We start from the raw sequence: 22548 nt of genomic DNA on the forward strand, positions 1-22548 counted from the left end.
GTCATTAACCGATGACTATTCTTCCTTAGGAACAAAACGGATAACAATATCTTGACGAACTTCTTCTGTTGGGGAAATGGCATATTCAATTTTTTGATCATTTATATAAATCTCAGTATTTGTAGAATTCCCAATAACCAGAGCTGCCTCAGTTTCTTTTGAATAATCAACTGTTTGGCTATCTACCTCATCTTTTTTCAACATACCTTGATAAAAGGAGAACCCTTTTCCATTTTTCATATTAACCCATGTTTCTCCAGTTGAAACAAGTTTTACATCAAAGCGATCAGCATTCTTTAACTCATATGTGGTTTTATAACCACTTGATGAAGCAACAATTACCTCTTGGGTAACCGTTTCTGACTGATCCTTAGTATCTTCTGTGATAGGGTCTTCTTCGATTGCTTTATCAGAACCTTCAACATTCTCATCATCATTTCCAGTCTTTTCATCAGAAGGTGTGTTCTTCTTTCCCTCATTTTTCTTCCCAGTATTATCCACTTCATATTTAACGGACTCTGCTCCTGTATCCAACGGCTCATTAGTCCTATCTCCGGCATTTTGTTGAACTAAATAATAAACTAATGCAGCTGCTCCAATTAGAAATACAGCAATTAATACTTTGGGTAGGGCATCTAATACCTTTCCATTTCCTTCTGAAATATCTTTCCTAGTTTTTACTCGTGAGAGCTCAGGTAGCTCGGTATTACCAACAGAAGGTACATCCTCTTTATAAAGATCAAAAATTTCTTCAGGATTTAAATCAACAGCTTCTGCGTATTGTTTAATAAATGCTCTAATATAAAATTTACCTGGCATTATACTGTAGTTTCCTTCTTCAATGCCTATTAAATATCGTTTTTGAATCTTTGTTACTTTTTGCAATTCTTCTAGGCTTATTCCTTTGATTTCTCGCGCTTCCTTTAGTCGACTACCTAATTCCGTCAAAGCTAACACCTTCCAATATATTAAGCTAATATTTCGTCCTTAACTAAAAATCAAATCCTCCAAAGTCCGAATCAGAGAATAATTGGTTTTGATTAACTACTTCATATGTAATTTCTTCTCCAGGATGACTTCGAAGCTCAATAATATAATCAAAATCATCAAGTGTATATTCAGTATTTTGCACGAAAATATCTGGGTGCTCTACAACTTTAACAGCTGGTAATCGCATAATTTCACGTACTAACTGCCAATGACGTTCGTTCGCTCTTCGGGTTGAGACGATTCCATCTAGAATAAAAAGATTATTCTCGTTATATTCATCCTCGATTAGTTGATTTCGTATAGTTTGTTTTAATAAGGTAGATGACACAAAAAGCCATCTTTTGTTTGCACAAACACTCGCTGCCACTATTGACTCGGTTTTACCTACCCTAGGCATACCACGGATTCCAATCAATTTATGTCCTTCTTGCTTATATAATTCTGCCATAAAATCAACTAATAAACCAAGTTCATCACGAGCAAACCGGAATGTTTTTTTGTCATCCGCATCTCTTTGTATATATCGCCCATGTCGTACAGCAAGACGGTCTCTGAGTTTGGGTTCTCGAAGTTTAATTACTTTTATTGTGTCCATTGTTTCCAAAATAGACTCTAGCCTTTGAATTTGATGATGATCTTTTGCCAAAATCAATAAACCACGACGACCTTCATCTACCCCATTAATTGTTACAATATTAATGGAAAGCATACCTAAAAGGGAAGATATGTCACCTAATAAACCAGGTCGATTTTTCTGAATCTCATATTCTAAGTACCATTCCGTTTTATCCATAAAAACCTCCTTAAGCCTATTGAGGACAAATTTTACCCTAAACCTTGTAACTATCATATATGATTTTAACTTAATAGGAAAGTAAAAACACATACAAGAACAACTCTTTAGCACTTAAATAAAAGGGGAGACTTTCCTTAAAGTACGGGAAGACTTAACGGAATAAAAAAAGAGAAGGAAATCCCTCTCTTTTTTGTTCTTGTTATTTTTGAACCAGTTTGACCATCATATTAGCTATGGCATGTTGCTCATCTTCGCTTGCTACTGACCAAAGGTCAGATAAGATTCTTTCTTGTTCGTTCTTAGGATCAACCTGAGCTGCAAGGTAGTCCCCAATTTGATAAGCAAGGTCATTAATTACACCCTTACTCATACCTTCAGTTTCAGCTTGGTCTAATCGATCTCCTAAGAAATCCTTCCATTGTTGCCAGTTATCTAATACAGACATAATTTGAATACCTCCTTAAAAGTAGTACAAGCTTATTATGTATCAGAAGGTATAGAATATACGTGTAAAAGATTTTGTTTCGTGAATGTTTTTTGAACAAAAAATTCTTTAACAATTTACTAGGTGTACCAGCCACCATTAATAGCTAAGACCTGTCCGGTTATATAAGAAGCTTTTTCAGATAATAAAAAGGATACACCGTTTGCAACTTCCTCTGGTCTTCCTAGCCTCCCCATTGGGATTTCCTCATTTATTAAGCTAATATCCTCTTCTGATAAATGACTGTTCATTAGGGTATTGATTGCACCTGGAGCAATTGCGTTCACTCTAATACCGTTCAAAGCTACTTCCTTGCTTAGGGCTTTTACAAACGAAATTTGGGCACCCTTTACGGTTGAATAAGCCACTTCGTATGCCCCTCCTGTTTGACCCCAAATAGAAGATATCACAATAATATTACCTTTTCTTTTATTAATAAGCTTAGGCAAAAGCAATTTAGTCAGAACTAATGGAGCTGAGACATGTACCTTTAACATCGCCTCAACTTCTACTTCATCAATATCTGTTAATAAACCGTAATGTGACTGACCCCCACAATGTACAATAGCGTCTAGAGCAAAGATATTGGATGTGATTTTACGATAGTCGTTCGATTCACTTAAATCTCCTTGAACCGGAATGTATTCACCTTGATACATTTGTAATTGTTCAAGAAGCCCCATTAATGTTTTTTCATTTTTATAGTAATGAAGATATAAATTATATCCTTCTTTTGCCAGCTGCAAAGCAATAGCTTGCCCTATCCCCCCGCTGGCACCCGTAATTAATACAAACTGACTCATATCATTTTCCTCATTTTTTACCCTTATTTTAACTCATTCTTCATATATTTAATAGTGAGGCATCAGAAAAAGGAATGACCAATTGGCCATTCCTTCCTATATGACTTATTTTTTAGGAACTACCTGACAAACCGTAAATCTTTCTTCTGAAATAAAGTCTGATGCTATTTTCTTTACATCTTCAAGCGTTATTTTTTCAAGGGTAGGCACGACATCAAAAAGATTCATTTCGTTAAAAGCGTAACGAGTAAATTGATTAGCAATATATTCAGGAGAGTTTACTGATCGTAAAAATGCACCAATTCTTTTCTTTTTCGCTTTAACTAATCCTTCTTCAGTAATTCCACTACCTGTTGCCGCATCCTTAAGCATTTTTTCAAGGGTTTCCTCCAAGCGATTAGGCTCCCCAGTATCTCCACCAAGCATAGCAAAACCGAAGCCTTGTTCAGAGGTAAAATCATATGAGAAGGTTTCATCAATAAGTCCTTCTGAATATAATTTCTGATAATTGTCTGAGCTCTTTCCAAAAAGTAAATCTAATAATAAATTGATAGCCAATTCATTTTTAAGCATCTCTTCTCCATTTAGCTGCTGATTAAGTGCTTTAATCCCTACTAAACACTTGGAAGTTTGCACATTCATTTCTAAAACTTTTTTCTTTTCAGCCACTTCATTTGGTTCATCTTCAAATTCTCTTTTTATTTCAGGCTGCTGCTCAATTGCCTTTTTGTCTTGATTTTCCTTAATGAACTTCATTGTATTTTCTACATCAACAGGACCAACAACAAACAATAACATGTTACTTGGGTGATAAAAAGTGTAATAGCATTGATAGAGCATATCCTTTGTAATTTTAGCAATTGAATCAATTGTTCCCGCTATATCGATTTTTACTGGATGGTTTTTGTACATATTTTGAATTAAACCAAAATATAATCTCCAGTCAGCATTGTCATCATACATCGTGATTTCTTGACCAATAATTCCTTTTTCCTTTTCAACCGTTTTTTCTGAAAAATACGGTTCTTGTACAAAGTCCATTAATGTTTCAAGATTTCTTTCGAAATTAGAGGTACTTGAAAATAAATAGGCTGTTCTTGTAAATGATGTAAACGCATTGGCAGATGCTCCCTGTTTGCTAAACTGTTGAAATACATCTCCATCTTCCTTTTCAAACAGTTTATGTTCTAAGAAATGAGCAATCCCATCAGGTACCTTCGTAAATTCAGCTTCTCCTTTTGGAACAAACTGATTATCTATAGACCCATATTTGGTTGTAAAAGTGGCAAAGGTTTTGTTAAACCCTTTTTTAGGTAATATATACACATCTAATCCATTATTTAGTTTTTCGTAATATAATTCTTCCTGAAGTTGATCAAAAGCTATTTTTTTCACTTTTGCTCCACCCCCATTCCCGTTAAGAAGTAGATAGTATCCATTTCTATTTTATTCGCTACAGCAACTATATCTTCTTTAGTCACCTTTTTCATGTCTCCAAGCCATTGATCCAAACTAATATTAACGTGGCTGACTACATTATGATAAAGTACCTCCACAATTCCTCGAGATGTATCGATTGTCTCTAACAATTGATTATCAATTACTGCCTTTGTTTGTTCGAGCTCTTCATCTGTAAAGTCGCCCTTTTTCATTGCTTCCATTTGTTCTTTAATAATACCAACTGCTTGATCATAATGATTAAAATCAATTCCTGACATCACCATCATAATTCCTTTATGACTTTCCATCCTACTCGCAGCATAGTAAGCTAAACTAGCTTTCTCTCGTACGTTTATAAATAATTTAGAGTGTGAAAATCCCCCAAATATTCCGTTAAAGATTTGAAGGGCAAAATAATCTGAATCACCGTATACGACATTAGTTCGATATCCAATATTTAGTTTTCCTTGCTTAATATCCTGCTCTTCTTTCACTACATGCACAGTCTGGATGTTTTTCTTTTCATAATTTGATATTACCTTTGGTGTACGTTGCTCGAATTGAAAAAGCTTACCGGCAATTTGCTCTACTTTATTTTCATCCACATCACCTATGACATATAAATCCAATTCATCTTCCTTTAAAGCTCTTTGATAAAATTGATATAAATTTTCTGAAGTAATGGAATCTACATCTTCCATTTTTCCATTAACATGAAGCGAGTAGGGCTCCATACCAAACATTTCTTCAACAAGCCTTAAATTTGAATAACGCATTTTATCATCGAAAACAGATTGAATCCGTTGTTTCAACGTCTTTTTCTCTTTCTCTACCGTTTCGGTTTGAAAATTATTATTTTGTATATTTGGATTTAGTAAGATTTCAGCCAAAAATTCCATAGCTTTTTCAAGTAATGGGGTTGGGTCCGATAAGAATTTTTCGTTTGCCACTTCGATACTAAAACTCATAATCTGATACTCGCCTTTTTTAGCTAAATCTACATATAAAGTAGTTCCATATAACCCATCTAAATATGACCTTAGTTCGGTAGTAGTAGGATATTTACTTGAGCTACTTTGTAATACATGTGGAAGTAATGCTCTTAAAGTAACATCTTCCTTTGTCAATGGTGCTTTCATCTTCCACACTATCGTATTGGTTTTATATTTTTCTGTCTTAACTAGATGAAGTTTATACCCCTTCATCTCCTTCACGCTTTCTGTTAAAACGGGCATAGAATGTCCTCCTTTACTAAATTACAACTACGCATTCGCACTATTTCATCATATGTAAATACATCTAAACTTATTTTCCCCTAATCTAAGATTTCAAAACATTATCCCTATTTTATATAATAAAAACACCTGACAACAAGTCAGGTGTATGGTTAATAATTTGATTATCTTTTCCCTTTAATATACGGTACGCCAGATGCTTTTGGTGCATCGGCACGACCAATAAATCCAGTTAAGGCAAGAATGGTTAATACATATGGTGCAATTAATAGGTACACACTTGGTATATTCTCAAGGAATGGTAAGCTCTTACCGATGATACTTAAGCTTTGAGCGAACCCGAAGAATAAGGCAGCTCCCATAACTCCTAGAGGATTCCACTTACCGAAAATTAATGCTGCTAGCGCCATGAAACCTTGCCCACTAATTGTTGCATGTCCGAAGTCAGATGAAATTGCTTGAGCGTAAACGCCTCCACCAATACCACCAAGAGCTCCAGAAAGGATAACTGCAATATATCTCATTCTAGTGACATTGATTCCCATCGTATCAGCAGCCATTGGATGTTCCCCTACTGCACGTAAACGAAGCCCAAATGGAGTTTTAAACATGATTACCCAAACAATAATTGCAACGAATATGGCAACATATGATGTGTAATAAGTATTAGAGAAGAAAAGATCTCCAATAACTGGAATGTCACTTAAAATAGGTATATCAATTTTACTAAAGCTTTTTTGAATAATATCTGTTTGACCTTTACCATAAATAAGCTTAACTAAGAAAAGTGCTAATCCGATGGATAACAAATTTATTGCCACACCAGATACGGTTTGATCTGCCCTAAAGGTAATAGAGGCAACTGCATGTAGAATGGAGAATATAGCACCCGCAACCATGGCTGCAAGTAAAGCAACCCAAGGTGTTGCATCTCCTAAAACACTATCAAATTGTAGGTTAAATACAATCGCTGTAAAAGCTCCAATAACCATTAAACCTTCAAGTCCAATATTTACTACTCCAGCACGTTCAGAAAAATTTCCACCTAAACCAGTGAAAATAAGTGGCGCTGCCCAAAGTAGGGTGGAAGGAATGATAATTAGTAAAATTTCCATTAAGCTCACTTATTTCACCCCCTTTTTACTAAAACGATCCATCACGATACGAATCATATAACTTGCTGCAACGAAGAATACAATCAACGCGATAATAATATCTACTAATTCATTCGGCACTCCAGATTCTAAAGGCATATTTAGAGACCCAACTTTTAATGCACCGAATAAAATGGCGGCTAAGATAACACCAAAAGCGGCATTTCCACCTAATAATGCAACTGCGATACCGTCAAATCCTACTCCTGTGAATCCACCTTTTACAGCTGCATATCCAAAAGTTCCTAAACCTTCCATAGCACCAGCAAGACCAGCAAATACACCTGAGATGACCATTGATAGAACAATGTTTTTGTTTACATTCATTCCTGAATATTGAGATGCATGTTGGTTAAATCCTACTGAACGTAATTCAAAACCACGAGTGGTTTTTTCCAATAAGAACCACATAAAAATGGCAGCAATAATTGCAATAAAAATTCCCCAGTGTAAGCGAGAAAAGTCTGTTAATTCTTCAAAAAACGGTGATCTTAACGATGCTGTTGCATGAATTTTTTCAGTTCTATCACCACTTGGCGATGGTAAATATCTACGAATAATGTAATTTGTTAAGTGTAAGGCAACATAGTTCATCATAATCGTAACGATTACCTCGTGAACGCGGAAACGAGCTTTTAATAATCCCGGTAAAAAAGCCCATAATCCACCAGCTACTGCTGCAGCAAGTACAGCTAAAGGTAAATGAATAAAACGAGGCAAATCAAAGGCAACACCTACCCAAACTGCTGCTAACCAACCAACAATTAACTGCCCTTCAACCCCAATATTGAATAGACCCGTTCTAAAAGCAAATGCCACTGCTAAACCTGCTAAAATATATGGCGTTACTTGACGAACAACTTCCCCAGTATAATATACTTCACCAAATGCACCGCTCCATAATGCCGAGTATGCAGCAATCGCATCGTAACCACTTATAAGCATTATAATTGTTCCAACTACAACCCCTAAAAGAACAGCAATAATCGGAATCGATAAATTTCTCAATCGATTAGACATTATTTACTTCACCTGCTTCCTTTCGCTTCGATCCAGCCATTAATAAACCAAGCTCCTGCTCGGTTGTTTCTTTCGGATCTACAATCGCAACAATCTTCCCTTCATAAATAACAGCAATTCGATCGCTAACATTCATGATTTCATCAAGCTCAAAGGATACTAACAACACCCCTTTGCCATTGTCGCGTTGCTCGATTAAACGTTTATGAATAAACTCAATTGCCCCTACATCAAGTCCACGTGTTGGCTGTGCAGCAATTAGTAAGTCTGGGTTTCTGTCAACTTCACGACCGATAATGGCTTTTTGTTGATTACCACCTGATAGTGCACGAGCTAAAGTAAATTCGCTGGGTGTACGAACATCAAATTCTTCAATTAAGCTTTTTGCTTTTTTATAAATATTTTTAAAATTTAATACACCCATTTTAGAATTAGGTTCCTGATAGTACGTTTGAAGTACCATGTTTTCACCAATTGGAAAATCAAGTACTAACCCGTGTTTATGTCTATCTTGAGGGATATGACCTATACCAGACTCTGTGATTTTCCGAGGAGATAATTTTGTAATTTCTTTACCATTAAGTTTGACAGATCCACTATCAATTTTACGAAGTCCTGTAATCGCTTCGATCAATTCAGATTGTCCATTACCATCTACTCCTGCAATACCGACAATCTCACCAGACCGTACTGTTAAATTCAAACCATTTACCGCACCTAGACCTCTGGAGTCTTTTACATGCAAATTTTCAATTTCGAATACATTGTGTTTAGGAGTTGCTTCCGTTTTTTCAGTAGTAAACGTTACTTCGCGTCCAACCATTAAACTAGCTAATTCATTTGGATTTGTTTCCGATACAGTAACAGTGCCAATTCCTTTACCTTTACGAATAACTGTACAACGATCACACACTTCCATAATTTCTTTAAGCTTATGCGTAATCAAAATGATGGATTTACCTTCTTTAATAAGCGTTTTCATGATTTGGATTAATTCACCGATTTCCTGTGGCGTTAAGACCGCAGTCGGTTCATCAAAGATTAGAATTTCTGCACCACGATAAAGCGTCTTAAGAATCTCCACCCTTTGTTGCATTCCAACGGATATATCAGCAATTTTTGCAGAAGGATCAACAGCTAAACCATATTTTTCTGAGATTGCACGAACATCATTCTCTGCTTTTTTAATATCAATCATACCTTTGGAAGTTGTTTCCTGTCCAAGAATGATGTTTTCTGTAACCGTAAATGGATCAACAAGCATAAAGTGTTGATGCACCATTCCGATACCTAAATCATTAGCAATATTAGGATTTGTAATATTGACAGGTTTTCCTTTAACGCGAATTTCACCTTTTTCAGGTTGATACAGTCCAAAAAGAACGTTCATTAACGTTGATTTTCCAGCACCATTTTCACCTAATAAAGCATGAATTTCCCCTTTTTTTACTTGAAGGGTAATGTTATCATTCGCAACAATGCCCGGAAATTCCTTACGAATGTTGAGCATTTCAATAACATATTCCATTATTTTCACTCCTTGCCCTAAAAAAGGAAATATTATACATAAGTAGTAAGAGGTCAGACCTTTAGATTTTATTAAAAAAGGGATTAACCCCTAGTCAGAATTTAAATCATTCCAACGTACTAAAATCTTAAATGAAAGGTAGAAAACTATATTTCCTATCTTTCAGTTAGGATTCTATAAAAGGATAAGCGGGCCGGCATTACAAGCCCGCTTATTCATAAAAACTATTAGATTATTTTACATCCTTACGGAATTCAGGAACTGTAATTTCTCCGCTAACAATTTTCGCTTTAAACTCTTCAACTTTAGCTTCGATGTCAGCTTTAGCAGCAACAGCATCGTTAATTGGAGCTAAACCAACACCCTCTTCAACTAAACCGTAAGTTGAAGCTTGACCGCCAGGGAATTCCCCTTTAGCAGCTTTAGCAGAAAGATCTTTAACCGCATTGTCTACACGCTTAAGTGCAGAAGTAATAATTACGTTATGCTCTGTTCCACCGATATCAACAATACCCTCAGCTGTTTGGTCTGAGTCAACTCCGATAGCCCAGTAATTTTTTGAAGGATCTTTCTTCTTAAGGTCACGTGCTTCCTTAAATAATCCGTTTCCAGTACCACCAGCAGCGTGGAAAATAACGTCAGCTCCACTAGAATACATTTTTGAAGCAATTGTTTGACCAAGTTCAGCTTTATCAAACGCTCCTGCATACTGAACATCAACTTTAATATCAGGCTTTACAGCTTTAACTCCTGCTAAGAAACCAGCTTCGAAACGCTCGATAACTGGAATTTCCATTCCACCGATAAAACCAATTTTATTAGATTCTGAAGTTAATGCAGCAGCAATACCAGCTAAGTAAGCAGCCTCTTGCTCTTTAAATAAAACGCTTGCAACGTTTGGTTGCTCAACTACAGCATCAATGATTGCAAAATTAGAGCCTGTTTGTTGACTAGCAACTGTATTTACAGCATCTTGCATCAAGAATCCAATACCGAAAACTAGGTCATAGCCTTGACGAGCAAGATTGTTAAGATTTGTTTCATAGTCAGCATCTGATTGAGATTGCAGGTAGCTATAGCCTTCTTTACCTTCAGATAATCCTGTTTCTGAACCAAAAGCTTGTAAACCTTCCCATGCAGATTGGTTGAATGATTTGTCATCAACTCCACCAACGTCTGTTACCATTGCAACAGTAAATGCTTCTTCAGTTGCTGGTGTTTCAGTTTCAGGCTTTTCACCAGTTGTTTCTTTTTCATCTTCTTTACCGCAAGCTCCTAAGATTGTTCCTGCTGTTAGAGCAAGAGATAAAGCTAAACCCATTTTACGCTTGTTCATCTTATATAACCCCCTATGATTGTTTAGTGATTTTTGTAAGAATGTTTTTTTAAGGCAATTATGATTCCGTTTTCATTTGTTCAAAAAACTTATACGCGTTTTCTCAACACATGAAAACTAAATTTGTCTGCCTTGAAATAGTTTACCGAAAATAGGACAGGTTCATCCATTTCATCAAAATGCATTTGCTTTAAAACGAGCAAAGCAGTTTCTGGTTCACATTCTAGAATAGGAGAAATTTTCTCATGATAACCAACCGGTTCGATATCTGCTACAGCATAAGTGATTTTTCGATCTGTAACATCTTCAATGATTGAAAAAATAGACTCCTCATCATGTGAAAACGTATCTGGCAAAATTCGTTTAGGAATTTTGTCCACACAATAAACGACCGGGTCACCGTTAGCTGTACGAACTCGCTCGATTACAACCATCTCCATATCTGGTGAACAAGAAAAGCGACGAATATCCTCTTCGGTAGGGTTCTCGGATGATGAACTTAGAAAAATAGTCCCTGGCTTCATATCAGCTTGTTTAATCATATTAGTGACACTGTTTAGTTGCTCGATTCCAGAGGTGAATAAAGGTCTTGCATTGACAAACGTCCCGACACCATGCCTTCGAATGATGACGTTTTCTTCTTCAAGAATTCTAAGTGCTTCTCGAAGTGTTGCTCGACTTACACCAAGTTGTTTTGCAAGATCAAATTCAGAAGGAAGTTTTTCTCTTTCTTTATATATTCCTTTCTCAATGTCTTGCTTTAATCGATCAATTACTTGTAAATACAGATGTCGGTTATCTAACTTGATTGACATGCAGTTTCCTCCAACTAATTCCCTAAGACATCAGACCTCAGATGTATTATCATTCCTACTAATCGAAAATACTATAACATTTTTCTGAGGATAAATAAATAGCGTTTCAATATTTTGTCGAAAAAAGGAGCATTCAACTTTTATGTCATAAATACTAGCACTATTTACCCAATTTTTATGGTATAATTCCCTACCGAAAACGACATTCACCTATACAACTGTCCATTACTAATAAATTATTTTTATTTTACAAAAATAGAACTAGGGATATATACCTAGTTCTAACTACTTGCTTCTTCTTTAGATTTATCCATTAAAACGACACGTGGTTTACTACCTTCATACGGACCCACTACTCCACGTGCCTCCATTTCATCAATAAGACGCGCAGCCCTTGTATACCCAATCCTAAATCTACGCTGTAACATAGATACTGAAGCTGTTTGCATTTCTAAAATTAAATCAACTGCTTCTTGGTATAGTTCATCTTCAACAGCTCCTGTGGTTTCGGGCACATCCTCTGGAATCATTTCCTCTTGATATTGTGCCTTTTGCTGTCCAATGACAAACCCGACTGTGTCCTCAACTTCACTATCTGATAAAAATGCCCCTTGGACCCTTATAGGTTTTGACGCACCCACAGGTAAAAACAACATATCTCCTCTGCCTAACAATTTTTCTGCTCCGCCCATATCAAGTATCGTTCTAGAATCGATTTGGCTAGAAACAGCAAAGGCAATTCGAGAAGGAATGTTTGCTTTAATAACCCCAGTAATGACATCAACAGAAGGTCTTTGTGTTGCTATGATTAGATGAATTCCTGCTGCTCGGGCCATCTGTGCAAGTCTCGTGATTGAATCTTCTACATCGGAAGAAGCGACCATCATTAAGTCCGCCAACTCATCCACAATTACCACAATATACGGAAGAAGAGGTTGTTTCTCTCCTTCTTCTTGGTTAATTCGCTTAATGTAATCGTTATAGCCTTCAATATTTCTAGTTCCTGTATGGGAAAATAAATCATATCTTCTTTCCATTTCATTTACGACCTTTTTTAAAGCTTGAGAAGCCTTTTTCGCATCTGTTACAACCGGTGCGAGTAAATGTGGAATACCGTTATAAACATTTAATTCTACCATTTTGGGATCAATCATCATAAGCTTAACCTCATGTGGTTTTGCCCTCATCAAAATACTGGTAATTATTCCATTGATACATACACTCTTACCGCTACCTGTAGCACCTGCTACTAATAAGTGAGGCATCTTATTTAATTCAGCCAGCACAGCTTCTCCAGTGATATCACGCCCTAAACCAATCAACAATTTAGAATCGGGTCTATCATTCTCTTTTGCTTCTAGCACTTCTCTTAAAGATACCATAGCCACTTCTGAATTTGGAACCTCAATTCCTATTGCACTTTTTCCTGGAATAGGTGCTTCCATACGAATATCCTTGGCAGCCAGTGCAAGTGCTAAATCATCGCTTAAACTTACAATTTTACTAACCTTTACCCCTACATCTGGATGAACTTCATACTTGGTAACTGCAGGTCCTAAATGGACTTGAGTCACTCTTGCTTTTACCCCAAAGCTTAGAAAGGTTCTTTCTAGCTTTGCAGCATTCGCATGGATTAATTCATATTCACCACTTTGATCTGTTTGCTTTGGTAGTTTTAAGATATGTAAAGGAGGGAGTTCATACGAATGATTCTCGACCTCAGTAAACGTAATAGGTGGAACACTTTCTTCTTCTTTTTCAGGAGAATTGATTGCATTTTTAGTTTTAACATCCTCTTTAGATGTATATGCCTTTTCTGTAAAGCTAGAAATAAGAGGCTCAGAATTAACCGAAACATTATTTATCGGCTTGGATGTAATGACTGGAACTGCTTGCAACTCATCAGTAACAGAATCAACTTCTTGCTTTTTCTTTTCAGCCTTATCTAACCTTTTTTGTTTCAATTTGTCACGTGAATCTGATATGTCAAGTAAAAATTGATTCCATTGTTTGGAAAAAAAGGTGGATACTGATAAGAAAATGCGCGCAACCGTATCTCCAAATGTTCTTCCCGTTAATAGTATAAAACCAATAATAATTAAAATAAAAGCTACTATTTTAGTACCGGTCTCAGCAAAAAGATAATAAGAGATAGCAAAAAATAAAGCTCCTACCATTCCACCGCCTAAATCACTAGTACTTGTTTCTCCGTTTATTTCCATCCTGTAAAGTTCCCATGTATTTGCAATGACACTAGGGTTCTCAAAATTACCTCCATTAGATAATAAGCTAAACAGAGTCATATGACTTAATAATAAAATAGAAATAACAATTAAATAAATACCCATTAACTTAACATGAAATAAATTAGGAATGTCCCTTTTAATCATAAAGAAGACACTAATACCTATTAATCCTAACAAGCTCAATATGTACCATTCACCTGTGAAAAATCGAAAGAAGAATACTGAAGTATTTCCGACAGCTCCCAGCTTTGCAATGGAAATAATTGAAAAAGCAAGTAGTGATAACCCTATCATTTCGTACTTTATTGTTTGTGTAAATTGCTCTTTCTTAATCCTTTGTCTGCGTTTTTTTTTCGCCAAGAATATCACCCAAAACTTTATTTATTGGAAATTAGAAAGCAGCCAATTTGGCTGCTTCACAAAATTGTACCTAATTATAACATACTAAAGAGGTTTGATAGAGAACAAGCTTATGTTAATAAGGAAATTTTAGCTCCTGGACAGCAACGCCCATCCAGATAATGATTGGGATCACTACTCATTACTCTTAATACCTGATAACAATTGTCTTCAGTTTGTTCAACTAATAATGGAATTCCATTATACTGAACCATCATCTGTTTACCAAATTCATTTTCGGCAGTCGGATAAATCAGCTCTGGAGGCATCATCGTGTATAGGATCATTGAATGATCACATCCTCTTTATCCTTTTGCAATTCAATTAGTTCATTTAATTTTTTAATTGCCTTCCCAATTCCTCCAACCTCATTAATTAAACCATTTTCAACCGCTTCTTTACCAATCACATTTGTCCCAATATCTCTCGTTAAATTACCCTTTGCAAACATTAATTCCTTAAAGGTTTCTTCAGTTATATTAGAATGACTTGTCACAAAATTAATAACTCGGTCCTGCATTTTATCTAGATATTCAAATGTTTGCGGAACTCCGATAACTAGACCTGTCAACCTAACGGGATGAATAGTCATTGTAGCTGTTTCAGCAATAAAAGAATAATTACAAGATACAGCGATTGGTACTCCTATAGAATGACCACCACCTAAGACAATTGAAACGGTAGGTTTTGATAAGGATGCAAGCATTTCTGAAATAGCTAATCCAGCTTCTACATCGCCTCCCACTGTATTAAGCACAATAATTAGACCCTCGATTTTAGGATTTTGTTCGATGGCAATTAATTGTGGAATAATATGTTCATACTTAGTTGTTTTATTTTGTGGTGGCAATGCAAGATGACCCTCTATTTGTCCTATAATAGTCAAACAATGTATTTTTGAATCATTAGAAAGTTGGGGAACATTAGTCTGACCAAGTTGTTGTATTTTTTCCATTAAACTTGATGGTTTGTCTTCTTTTCCAGGTTCTTGTGTTTCTTGGGTGGAATCATTTTTATATTGTTCGTGTTCCATTTTTTGATCTCCCTTCCATTGTGCAATATAGTTAGTATTATCCAACTCAGGTGATTAAATGTGGAATAATCCTTCCTTTTGTATTAAAAAATGCACTGGAGATCCAGTGCAGATTATACTTCTATTAATATTGGGATAATCATCGGTTTTCGTTTTGTTTTTTCAAACAAGAATTGATTTAGCTTTTCTCTAATTTCTTGCTTGATTCCTCCCCAATCAATAGATTCCTTTAATAAATACTTATCAACCGTTTCCTTAACAAGGGTATTTGAGTCTTTGATTAACTTCTCTGATTCACGAACATAAACAAAACCACGAGTAATCAATTCTGGGTCTCCGACTAATCGCTTCTCGGACTTTTTTATTGTTACAACGATGACTAATACCCCATCCTGTGAAAAAAGCTTGCGATCACGTAATACAATGTTCCCAACATCACCAACCCCAATACCATCAATTAAGACATTACCTGATGGTACTTTCCCATGATAGAAAATTTCTTCTTCATTAATTTCTATTACTTCTCCCTTTTCAGGAATAATAATATTATCAGATGGAATGCCCATTGACTTTGCAAGTTTTGCATGAGCTTTTAACATTCTATATTCACCGTGGATGGGAATAAAAAACTTAGGTTGCATAAGATTTATCATGAATTTTAATTCTTCTTGGCTGCCATGACTAGAAGCTTGTATTGTATGTTTACTTGAAATAACATTTGCCCCAGCACGATAAAGCATATCAATTATTTTATATAGAGCAACCTCACTACCTCTAGGCGGAGATCCAGCAAATAGAACTAGGTCTCCTTTTTTAAAATTAATTTGTTTGTGAATTTGTTTCGCCATTTTTTCTAATACTTCAAATAGGTCGCCCTGTCCCCCTGTCACTAGAACGATTACCTCTTCATCTTCAAATTGATTGATATCAGAAAAAGGAATGATTACATCTTCTTGAATTTCCAGATAACCAAGATTGACTGCAATATCATAAATCCTTCGCAAGCTTTTACCAGCGACAACAACTTTCCGATTATACTCATAGGCTATGTCGAAAATATGTTGAATTCGGTATATGTCAGATGAAAAGCAAGCGGCAATTACTCGCCCTTTTGCATTATTAAAAGCATCTAAGAGCTCCTTTTTTACAATTGCTTCTGATACTGTGTATCCAGGTCGATCCGCTTCAGTACTATCTGATAATAAGCAAAGAACCCCCTTTTCACCAACTTGTGCCATTTTTCCAATTTCAGGTTTATATAATTTAGTGGCCGCTTGATCAAATTTAAAATCTCCAGTAAAAACAATTGCCCCTTGACTAGTATGTATACTGATTCCTACTGAATCTGGAATGCTATGATTGGTTTGGAAAAATGATACTTCCACAGATCCGAACTGAAGTTTAGTATTAGAATCTATTTCTTCCATGTAAACATTTTCAAAAAAATCTTGGTCACTAAATTTTGCTTTAGCAAGTGCCAATGTCAATTTAGTTCCATACACTGGTACATCAACCCGACGAAGTAAATAAGAAAGTGCACCTATATGGTCTTCATGTCCATGTGTTAAAAAAATCGCTTTAACTCGATGTTTATTCTCTGCTAAGTAGGTTATATCTGGGATTACAATATCAATACCAAACATTTCATTTTCCGGAAACATTAATCCAGCATCGATGACAAATATGTCATCATCCACCTCGGCAACATACATATTTTTGCCAAATTCCCCTACTCCACCAAGAGCGACTAGTTTGATACTTCCGTTTTTTCTAATTACCAATTTTTTAGTCCTCCTATAAAATTCTCAGACAAGAAATTAATTAACTTTAGTATACTTGAAGAATGAAAATGTTTACAACTATATGAAAGCTCAAAAAATAAAGGTTGACCGTAAGATGATTACCATCTTAAAGGTCAACCTTTCAAGAAAAATTATAAGGTGTTAATTAAATCTGTAAGTGTCTTACGTTCTAGTTCAGTTAAAGAAACTAACGGTAGACGTACTGAACCAACATCTAAGCCCTTTAATTGTAGAGCTGTTTTAACTGGAGCCGGACTTGGTGCTGCAAAGAGCCCTTGCATAATTGGTAAAAGCTTTTGATGCATTTTAGCTGCCGTTTGGTTTTCACCAACTAAGAATGCCTGAATCATGTCTTGCATCTCATTTCCAATAATATGAGAAGCAACTGATACAATACCTACTCCACCAATTGATAAAACTGGGACAGTAATTCCATCATCCCCACTATACAGTAAAAAGTCTTCAGGTGTATTAGCAATGATATAAGACATTGCGTTAAGATCGCCACTAGCCTCTTTAACTGCAACGATATTCGGAATACTTGATAAACGAACGACTGTATCTGGTGAAATATTTACAACTGCGCGACCTGGAATATTGTATACCATTACTGGTAAACTCGTACTTTCTGCAACAGCTTTGAAATGTTGATATAACCCTTCTTGATTCGGTTTATTATAGTAAGGAGCAACAAGCATGATCGCATCGACACCAAGTTGCTCCGCTTTCTTCGTTAATTCGATTGAAGCATAAGTGTTATTGCTACCTGTACCAGCTATGACAGGAACACGCTTATTTACTACTTTGACAACATGTTGAAATAGAGCTAATTTTTCTTCTTTAGATAGGGTTGGTGACTCTCCTGTAGTCCCCGCCACTACAAGTGAATCAGAACCATTTTCAATTAAATGATTAATTAATTGAGTTGTTTTTGTAAAATCAATATGTCCCTTTTTGTCAAAAGGTGTTACCATTGCCGTAGATAGTCGACCAAATAATACCATAACTCCCACTCCTTATCTATTTATCGGTCCATTCAAATTCAACCGATTCTTCCTCTAATTGAAATACATCATGTAAAGCGTTCACTGCTAAGACTAAATCATCTTGTTTAACAAGAACCCAAATAGTAGTATGACTATCAGCTGATTGTAAAATGCGGATTCCTTTTTCAGATAAGGCCGTTACAATTTTAGAAGTTACACCTGGGACACCTGCCATTCCCGCTCCCACTACAGAAACCTTTGCACAATGTTTTTCAATAACTGGTTCATGGCCGATTTGTTTCAATAGTTGAATCGCTTTATTCGACATTTCATCTGTCACTGTATAAACAACACCATTAGGTGATATGTTAATAAAATCTACGCTAATTTTATTTTGTGCCATCGCCTTAAAAACTTCTGACTGTAAGTCATATTGATTTTTCTTAGCATAAACCTTTATTTGAGTTACATTTGAAACATGTGCAATTCCTGTAACTGGGCGTTCTTTAATATCTGTTCCATGAGTATTTTTATTAATAGTTGTTACAAGAGTTCCAAGTCCATCTGAATAGGTTGAGCGAATTCGGATAGGGATTTTTGCTTGCATCGCTATTTCTACAGCACGTGGATGTATGACCTTAGCACCTTGATAAGCCATATTACATACTTCCGTATAGGTGATCACAGATAAGGGTCTTGCATTTTCGGCTATCCTAGGATCAGCTGTCATAATACCATCTACATCTGTAAAAATATCAATCCATTCTGCATTTAATGCAGCTCCCAATGCAGCTGCAGATGTATCACTTCCGCCACGGCCTATCGTGGTTATATCACCATTTCTTGCGGCACCTTGAAATCCTGCTACAACGACTACGTCGTGTTTATCTAACTCTTTAATTAACCGATCACACTTCATATCAATTATTTTAGCATTAGAAAAGTCATCATTTGTTCTAAAGCCGGCTTGGGCACCCGTTAATGAGACAGCCTTAATTCCATTTTGCAAAAGTAGATTTGTAAAAACAATACTCGAAATCACTTCTCCACAAGATAAAAGCAAGTCCTGCTCTCTTTTACTAATAAGGTTTATATTTCCACCAATTAATGATAGCAGTGTATCAGTGGCATAGGGGTCACCTTTACGCCCCATCGCTGAAACAACTACAACGACTTTGTAATTTTCAGCTAATGCTTTTTTTATTTGGTGCTGTGCATGATCACGACTTTTCTCATCTCGAACAGAAGTACCACCAAATTTTTGAACGATTATTTTCATTCATCACACCTCTATACCTTTTTTAAATGGTCAGAGAATCTTTACTAATTTTTGACTAAACCAAGTTTAACTAAGCTTTCTGCAATTTGGACAGAATTCCAAGCAGCTCCTTTTAATAGATTGTCGGAAACAACCCACATATGGAACCCATGGTCTTCATCAATATCTTTTCTGATTCTTCCAACAAATACATCATTTTTACCGACACTGTAAGCAGGCATTGGATATAGTTGATTTTCAGGGTCATCTTGTAAAACAATACCTGGTGAAGCTTTTAATAGTTCTTTGATTTCACTTGAAGAAACCCCAGAAGAATTGATTTCAAAATAAACGGATTCTGAATGTCCAGTCTCAACAGGCAAACGAACGCAAGTAGCTGCCACTTGTAATTCTGGCATGTGCATTATTTTCTTTGTTTCATTAATCATTTTCATTTCTTCATAGGTAAATCCGTTTTCTGTAAATTTATCAATTTGTGGAATCGCATTAAAAGCAATTTGATAATGCTTTGGTTCTGACTTGACTGGTAGTACGCTAGGCTCATAACTATCCCCATTTAAGATTGCTTGAGCTTGCTCCTTCAATTCCTGGATAGCAGCTGCACCCGCACCAGAAACTGCCTGATACGTGGAAACAATTACTTTTTTCAATCCATATTTCTGACGAACTGGTTCTAGGGCAACGACCATTTGAATGGTAGAACAGTTTGGATTCGCAATAATCCCATTATGATTTTTCAAATCATATTCATTTACTTCTGGTACTACAAGTGGAATATTTTCATCCATACGAAAAGCACTCGTATTATCAATTACGATTGCTCCTCTTTTTACCGCTTCAGGTGCTAATTCCTTTGATACACTTCCACCAGCACTAAAAAGAGCAATATCTACCCCTTCAAAGCTTTCTGGTTTTGCTTCTTGAACGATATACTCGTTATCCTTAAACTGTACCTTTGAACCAGCAGACCTAGCTGATGATAGAAATGTAATCTTAGAAATCGCGAGATCACGGCTTTCGAGTGTTCGAATCATTTGTTGACCAACGGCTCCAGTAGCTCCCACTACAGCAATGTGTAATCCTTTTGTCTGTCCCATTAGTAATCCCCTTCCATTCCTTATACGAAATGAATACATTGTTTCTTAATAGATTGGAAATAGGAGGCACAGGTACGCCTCCTATTCATAATATGATTTATTTTATCATACAACCCTATTAAAGAATAATGTTTTATTAGGGTTTAATCTCCATCACGATATCTTTCTACAAGAACAGGCTGAAGCTGTCTACCTTCCATCGCTTCAATCACTGTATCTATCAGCATAGACATTCTAGCTACCATTGAATTTTGTTTTTTTACTGGGTCATCTTGACCAAAAGGAATGAAATATATATTTTTCGTTGCCATTAATCTCATTAAGTTAACTCCGTTTAAACCAAGGGCGTCATTTGTAGAGATACCTAATACAACTGGCTTTTGATTTCGAAGTGTAGCCTTAGCAGCCATTAAGACTGGTGAATCATTCATTGCGTTTGCAAATTTACTCATTGATACACCAGTTAGTGGCGCAATAACCATACAATCTAAAGGGAGTTTCGGCCCTAGTGGTTCAGCTTTTACGATTGAATCAATTGCTTTATTTCCAGTAAGGTCTTCAATTCGTTTGATCCAATCCTCACCTTTACCAAAGCGTGTATCTGTATTTTGAACGGTGAACGTGACTACTGGAATCACTTCTGCACCTGCATTCACTAACTTTTCTATTTCTGGATATACCGCATCATACGTACAATGCGAACCAGTTAACCCAAAACCGATTCGCTTTCCTTGTAAGTTCATGTTACTTCCCCTTTCTGCTCAATAAATCATCCTCTAGAAGTTGAGAAAGAACGTTTGCCAAAATTTGACCAGCTGTTTTCGGTGCAACAATACCTGGTAAACCTGGAGCTAATAGTGCTTTTATTCCTCGTTTTTCGGCATATCTAAAATCAGTTCCTCCAGGTTTTGATGCTAGATCAATAATTAAGGTATGTGCTGGCATCTTTGAAATGACAGTTGCATTAACAATCACAGTTGGTATTGTGTTAATTAAAATATCTACATCCTTAACTTCTGCCTCTAAGTTATTTAAATGAAAAGGCACTAATGCCATTTCGCTAATTCTGGCTAAATGCTCACTTTTGCGTGCACCAACCTTTACTTTTGCTCCTAAAGCTTGGAAGGTTCTCGCTACGCTCATACCAACCCGACCTAAACCTAATACAGTTACCCTTGAGCCGTGAATAGTAAAATCTGTATGCTGTATAGCCATCATAATTGTTCCTTCCACAGTTGGAATGGAATTATAAATAGCGACATCATCCCGCTCAAATAACTGTACTAACCGGCGATTTGCCTTTTTGGTAATTCCAGTTAAATAGGCATTACTAATACCAGAATAAATTGTGCAGTGAGCTGGTGTTTTCATAAGCATTTCTTCAATTAAAACGACCTTTTCGTTTGAGAAGATAGTCTCCACATGTCCTTCTAAATTTGTTCCAGGTACAGGAAGAATAATGGAGTCTACATGACTAAAATCGACTTCATCCACTTTCTCTTTTACTGCTCCTGTAAAGGCATGATCTAGCTGCTCAAAACCAACCAATGATAATTTTGCATCTAGTTCAGTTAATTTACGAATGATTTCTAGCTGCCTAGCATCTCCACCAATCACAGCTATTTGCATCCCTGTTAGCATATTTAAATATTCACCTTCTTTTTAAAAAAATCAAACAGGAAAGGACTTTCAATTTTTGTTTTGATTTTTTATTTGACCTACTTCAACATACTATGTATTGTTTTGAGAATCGGTGAGTCTTCCAAAATAAAAAAGCCCAAGCAATTTAAATAAAATTGCCTAGACTTTATTTTTACATCTCAGATTCATCATCAATATCAATAATAATCATATCGGTTCCTATTTTTTTTATATGCTTCCAAGGAACTCTCACTTCCCCACCTTGTCGCTTTAAACCAAACCATTTTAAAGAAGGAATTAGAAGTGCTTGGATTTGGCCCGATTTTTCGTTAATTTCTAAATCAGTTTGACCAAGAACCCCCAATCGTTCTGCTTTCTTTGCATCTACAATCTCTTTTCCACTTAACTCACTTAAACGCAAAGGTTTCCCCTCCTTTTACTATCTAATATAGTGTATAGGAAGT

Annotated in this window: 21 protein-coding genes; all 21 read right to left on the reverse strand. The window is 36.0% G+C overall.

What is annotated here, in order from left to right; all coding sequences use genetic code 11:
• Window positions 1-15: 15 nt before the first annotated feature.
• The 21 genes from LRP83_RS05320 to LRP83_RS05420 all read right to left on the reverse strand — a co-directional run bounded on the left by LRP83_RS05320 (window position 16) and on the right by LRP83_RS05420 (window position 22505).
• Window positions 16-957 carry a helix-turn-helix domain-containing protein gene (locus tag LRP83_RS05320; protein WP_354002325.1) on the reverse strand — a complete coding sequence of 314 codons (942 nt, stop codon included), beginning with the start codon at window positions 955-957 and terminating at the stop codon, window positions 16-18.
• Between the two features lie 34 nt (window positions 958-991).
• The gene (locus tag LRP83_RS05325; RefSeq protein ID WP_230495644.1) at window positions 992-1783 is read right to left on the reverse strand and encodes a YmfK family protein; all 792 of its coding nucleotides are present in this window, start codon (window positions 1781-1783) and stop codon (window positions 992-994) included.
• A gap of 202 nt (window positions 1784-1985) precedes the next feature.
• Window positions 1986-2231, reverse strand: a complete 246-nt coding sequence (locus tag LRP83_RS05330; protein ID WP_230495645.1) for a DUF3243 domain-containing protein — start codon at window positions 2229-2231, stop codon at window positions 1986-1988.
• Between the two features lie 119 nt (window positions 2232-2350).
• Window positions 2351-3073 (reverse strand): elongation factor P 5-aminopentanone reductase, encoded by a 723-nt coding sequence (gene ymfI / locus LRP83_RS05335; RefSeq protein WP_230495646.1) that lies wholly within the window; start codon window positions 3071-3073, stop codon window positions 2351-2353.
• A gap of 105 nt (window positions 3074-3178) precedes the next feature.
• A complete protein-coding gene (gene yfmH, locus LRP83_RS05340) occupies window positions 3179-4468 on the reverse strand; it encodes an EF-P 5-aminopentanol modification-associated protein YfmH (protein WP_230495647.1) in 1290 nt (429 codons plus the stop codon).
• Window positions 4465-5748 carry an EF-P 5-aminopentanol modification-associated protein YfmF gene (gene yfmF, locus LRP83_RS05345; RefSeq protein ID WP_230495648.1) on the reverse strand — a complete coding sequence of 428 codons (1284 nt, stop codon included), beginning with the start codon at window positions 5746-5748 and terminating at the stop codon, window positions 4465-4467. Before yfmF ends, yfmH begins: the two co-directional genes overlap by 4 nt.
• 164 nt (window positions 5749-5912) lie before the next feature.
• A complete protein-coding gene (locus LRP83_RS05350) occupies window positions 5913-6872 on the reverse strand; it encodes an ABC transporter permease (RefSeq protein ID WP_230495649.1) in 960 nt (319 codons plus the stop codon).
• Window positions 6873-7922, reverse strand: a complete 1050-nt coding sequence (locus tag LRP83_RS05355) for an ABC transporter permease (protein ID WP_230495650.1) — start codon at window positions 7920-7922, stop codon at window positions 6873-6875. It lies immediately after the preceding gene.
• Window positions 7915-9450, reverse strand: coding sequence for an ABC transporter ATP-binding protein (locus tag LRP83_RS05360; protein WP_230495651.1), 1536 nt, complete (start codon window positions 9448-9450; stop codon window positions 7915-7917). The genes LRP83_RS05355 and LRP83_RS05360 overlap by 8 nt, the downstream gene beginning before the upstream one ends.
• A 232-nt stretch (window positions 9451-9682) precedes the next feature.
• Window positions 9683-10786 (reverse strand): BMP family lipoprotein, encoded by a 1104-nt coding sequence (locus LRP83_RS05365; protein ID WP_230495652.1) that lies wholly within the window; start codon window positions 10784-10786, stop codon window positions 9683-9685.
• Window positions 10787-10875: 89 nt separating this feature from the next.
• Window positions 10876-11601 carry a GntR family transcriptional regulator gene (locus LRP83_RS05370; protein ID WP_230495653.1) on the reverse strand — a complete coding sequence of 242 codons (726 nt, stop codon included), beginning with the start codon at window positions 11599-11601 and terminating at the stop codon, window positions 10876-10878.
• 281 nt (window positions 11602-11882) lie between these two features.
• Entirely contained in the window at window positions 11883-14207 is a 2325-nt protein-coding gene (locus LRP83_RS05375) for a DNA translocase FtsK (RefSeq protein WP_230495654.1), read from the reverse strand.
• Between the two features lie 110 nt (window positions 14208-14317).
• A complete protein-coding gene (locus LRP83_RS05380) occupies window positions 14318-14533 on the reverse strand; it encodes a YlzJ-like family protein (protein WP_230495655.1) in 216 nt (71 codons plus the stop codon).
• Window positions 14530-15279, reverse strand: coding sequence for a ClpP family protease (locus LRP83_RS05385; protein ID WP_230495656.1), 750 nt, complete (start codon window positions 15277-15279; stop codon window positions 14530-14532). The genes LRP83_RS05380 and LRP83_RS05385 overlap by 4 nt, the downstream gene beginning before the upstream one ends.
• A gap of 113 nt (window positions 15280-15392) precedes the next feature.
• Window positions 15393-17060, reverse strand: a complete 1668-nt coding sequence (locus tag LRP83_RS05390; protein WP_230495657.1) for a ribonuclease J — start codon at window positions 17058-17060, stop codon at window positions 15393-15395.
• A 152-nt stretch (window positions 17061-17212) separates the two neighbouring features.
• A complete protein-coding gene (gene dapA / locus LRP83_RS05395) occupies window positions 17213-18085 on the reverse strand; it encodes a 4-hydroxy-tetrahydrodipicolinate synthase (protein WP_230495658.1) in 873 nt (290 codons plus the stop codon).
• A gap of 16 nt (window positions 18086-18101) precedes the next feature.
• Window positions 18102-19346, reverse strand: coding sequence for an aspartate kinase (gene dapG, locus LRP83_RS05400; protein WP_230495659.1), 1245 nt, complete (start codon window positions 19344-19346; stop codon window positions 18102-18104).
• Between the two features lie 44 nt (window positions 19347-19390).
• A complete protein-coding gene (asd, locus tag LRP83_RS05405; RefSeq protein WP_230495660.1) occupies window positions 19391-20443 on the reverse strand; it encodes an aspartate-semialdehyde dehydrogenase in 1053 nt (350 codons plus the stop codon).
• Between the two features lie 143 nt (window positions 20444-20586).
• A complete protein-coding gene (gene dpaB, locus LRP83_RS05410; RefSeq protein WP_230495661.1) occupies window positions 20587-21186 on the reverse strand; it encodes a dipicolinate synthase subunit B in 600 nt (199 codons plus the stop codon).
• 1 nt (window position 21187) lies between these two features.
• A complete protein-coding gene (gene dpaA / locus LRP83_RS05415) occupies window positions 21188-22084 on the reverse strand; it encodes a dipicolinic acid synthetase subunit A (protein ID WP_230495662.1) in 897 nt (298 codons plus the stop codon).
• Between the two features lie 172 nt (window positions 22085-22256).
• Window positions 22257-22505 carry a YlmC/YmxH family sporulation protein gene (locus tag LRP83_RS05420; protein WP_230495663.1) on the reverse strand — a complete coding sequence of 83 codons (249 nt, stop codon included), beginning with the start codon at window positions 22503-22505 and terminating at the stop codon, window positions 22257-22259.
• Window positions 22506-22548: the final 43 nt, after the last annotated feature.

The organism is Pseudoneobacillus rhizosphaerae, from assembly GCF_917563885.1.
GTDB classification, from domain to species: domain Bacteria; phylum Bacillota; class Bacilli; order Bacillales; family Cytobacillaceae; genus Pseudoneobacillus; species Pseudoneobacillus rhizosphaerae.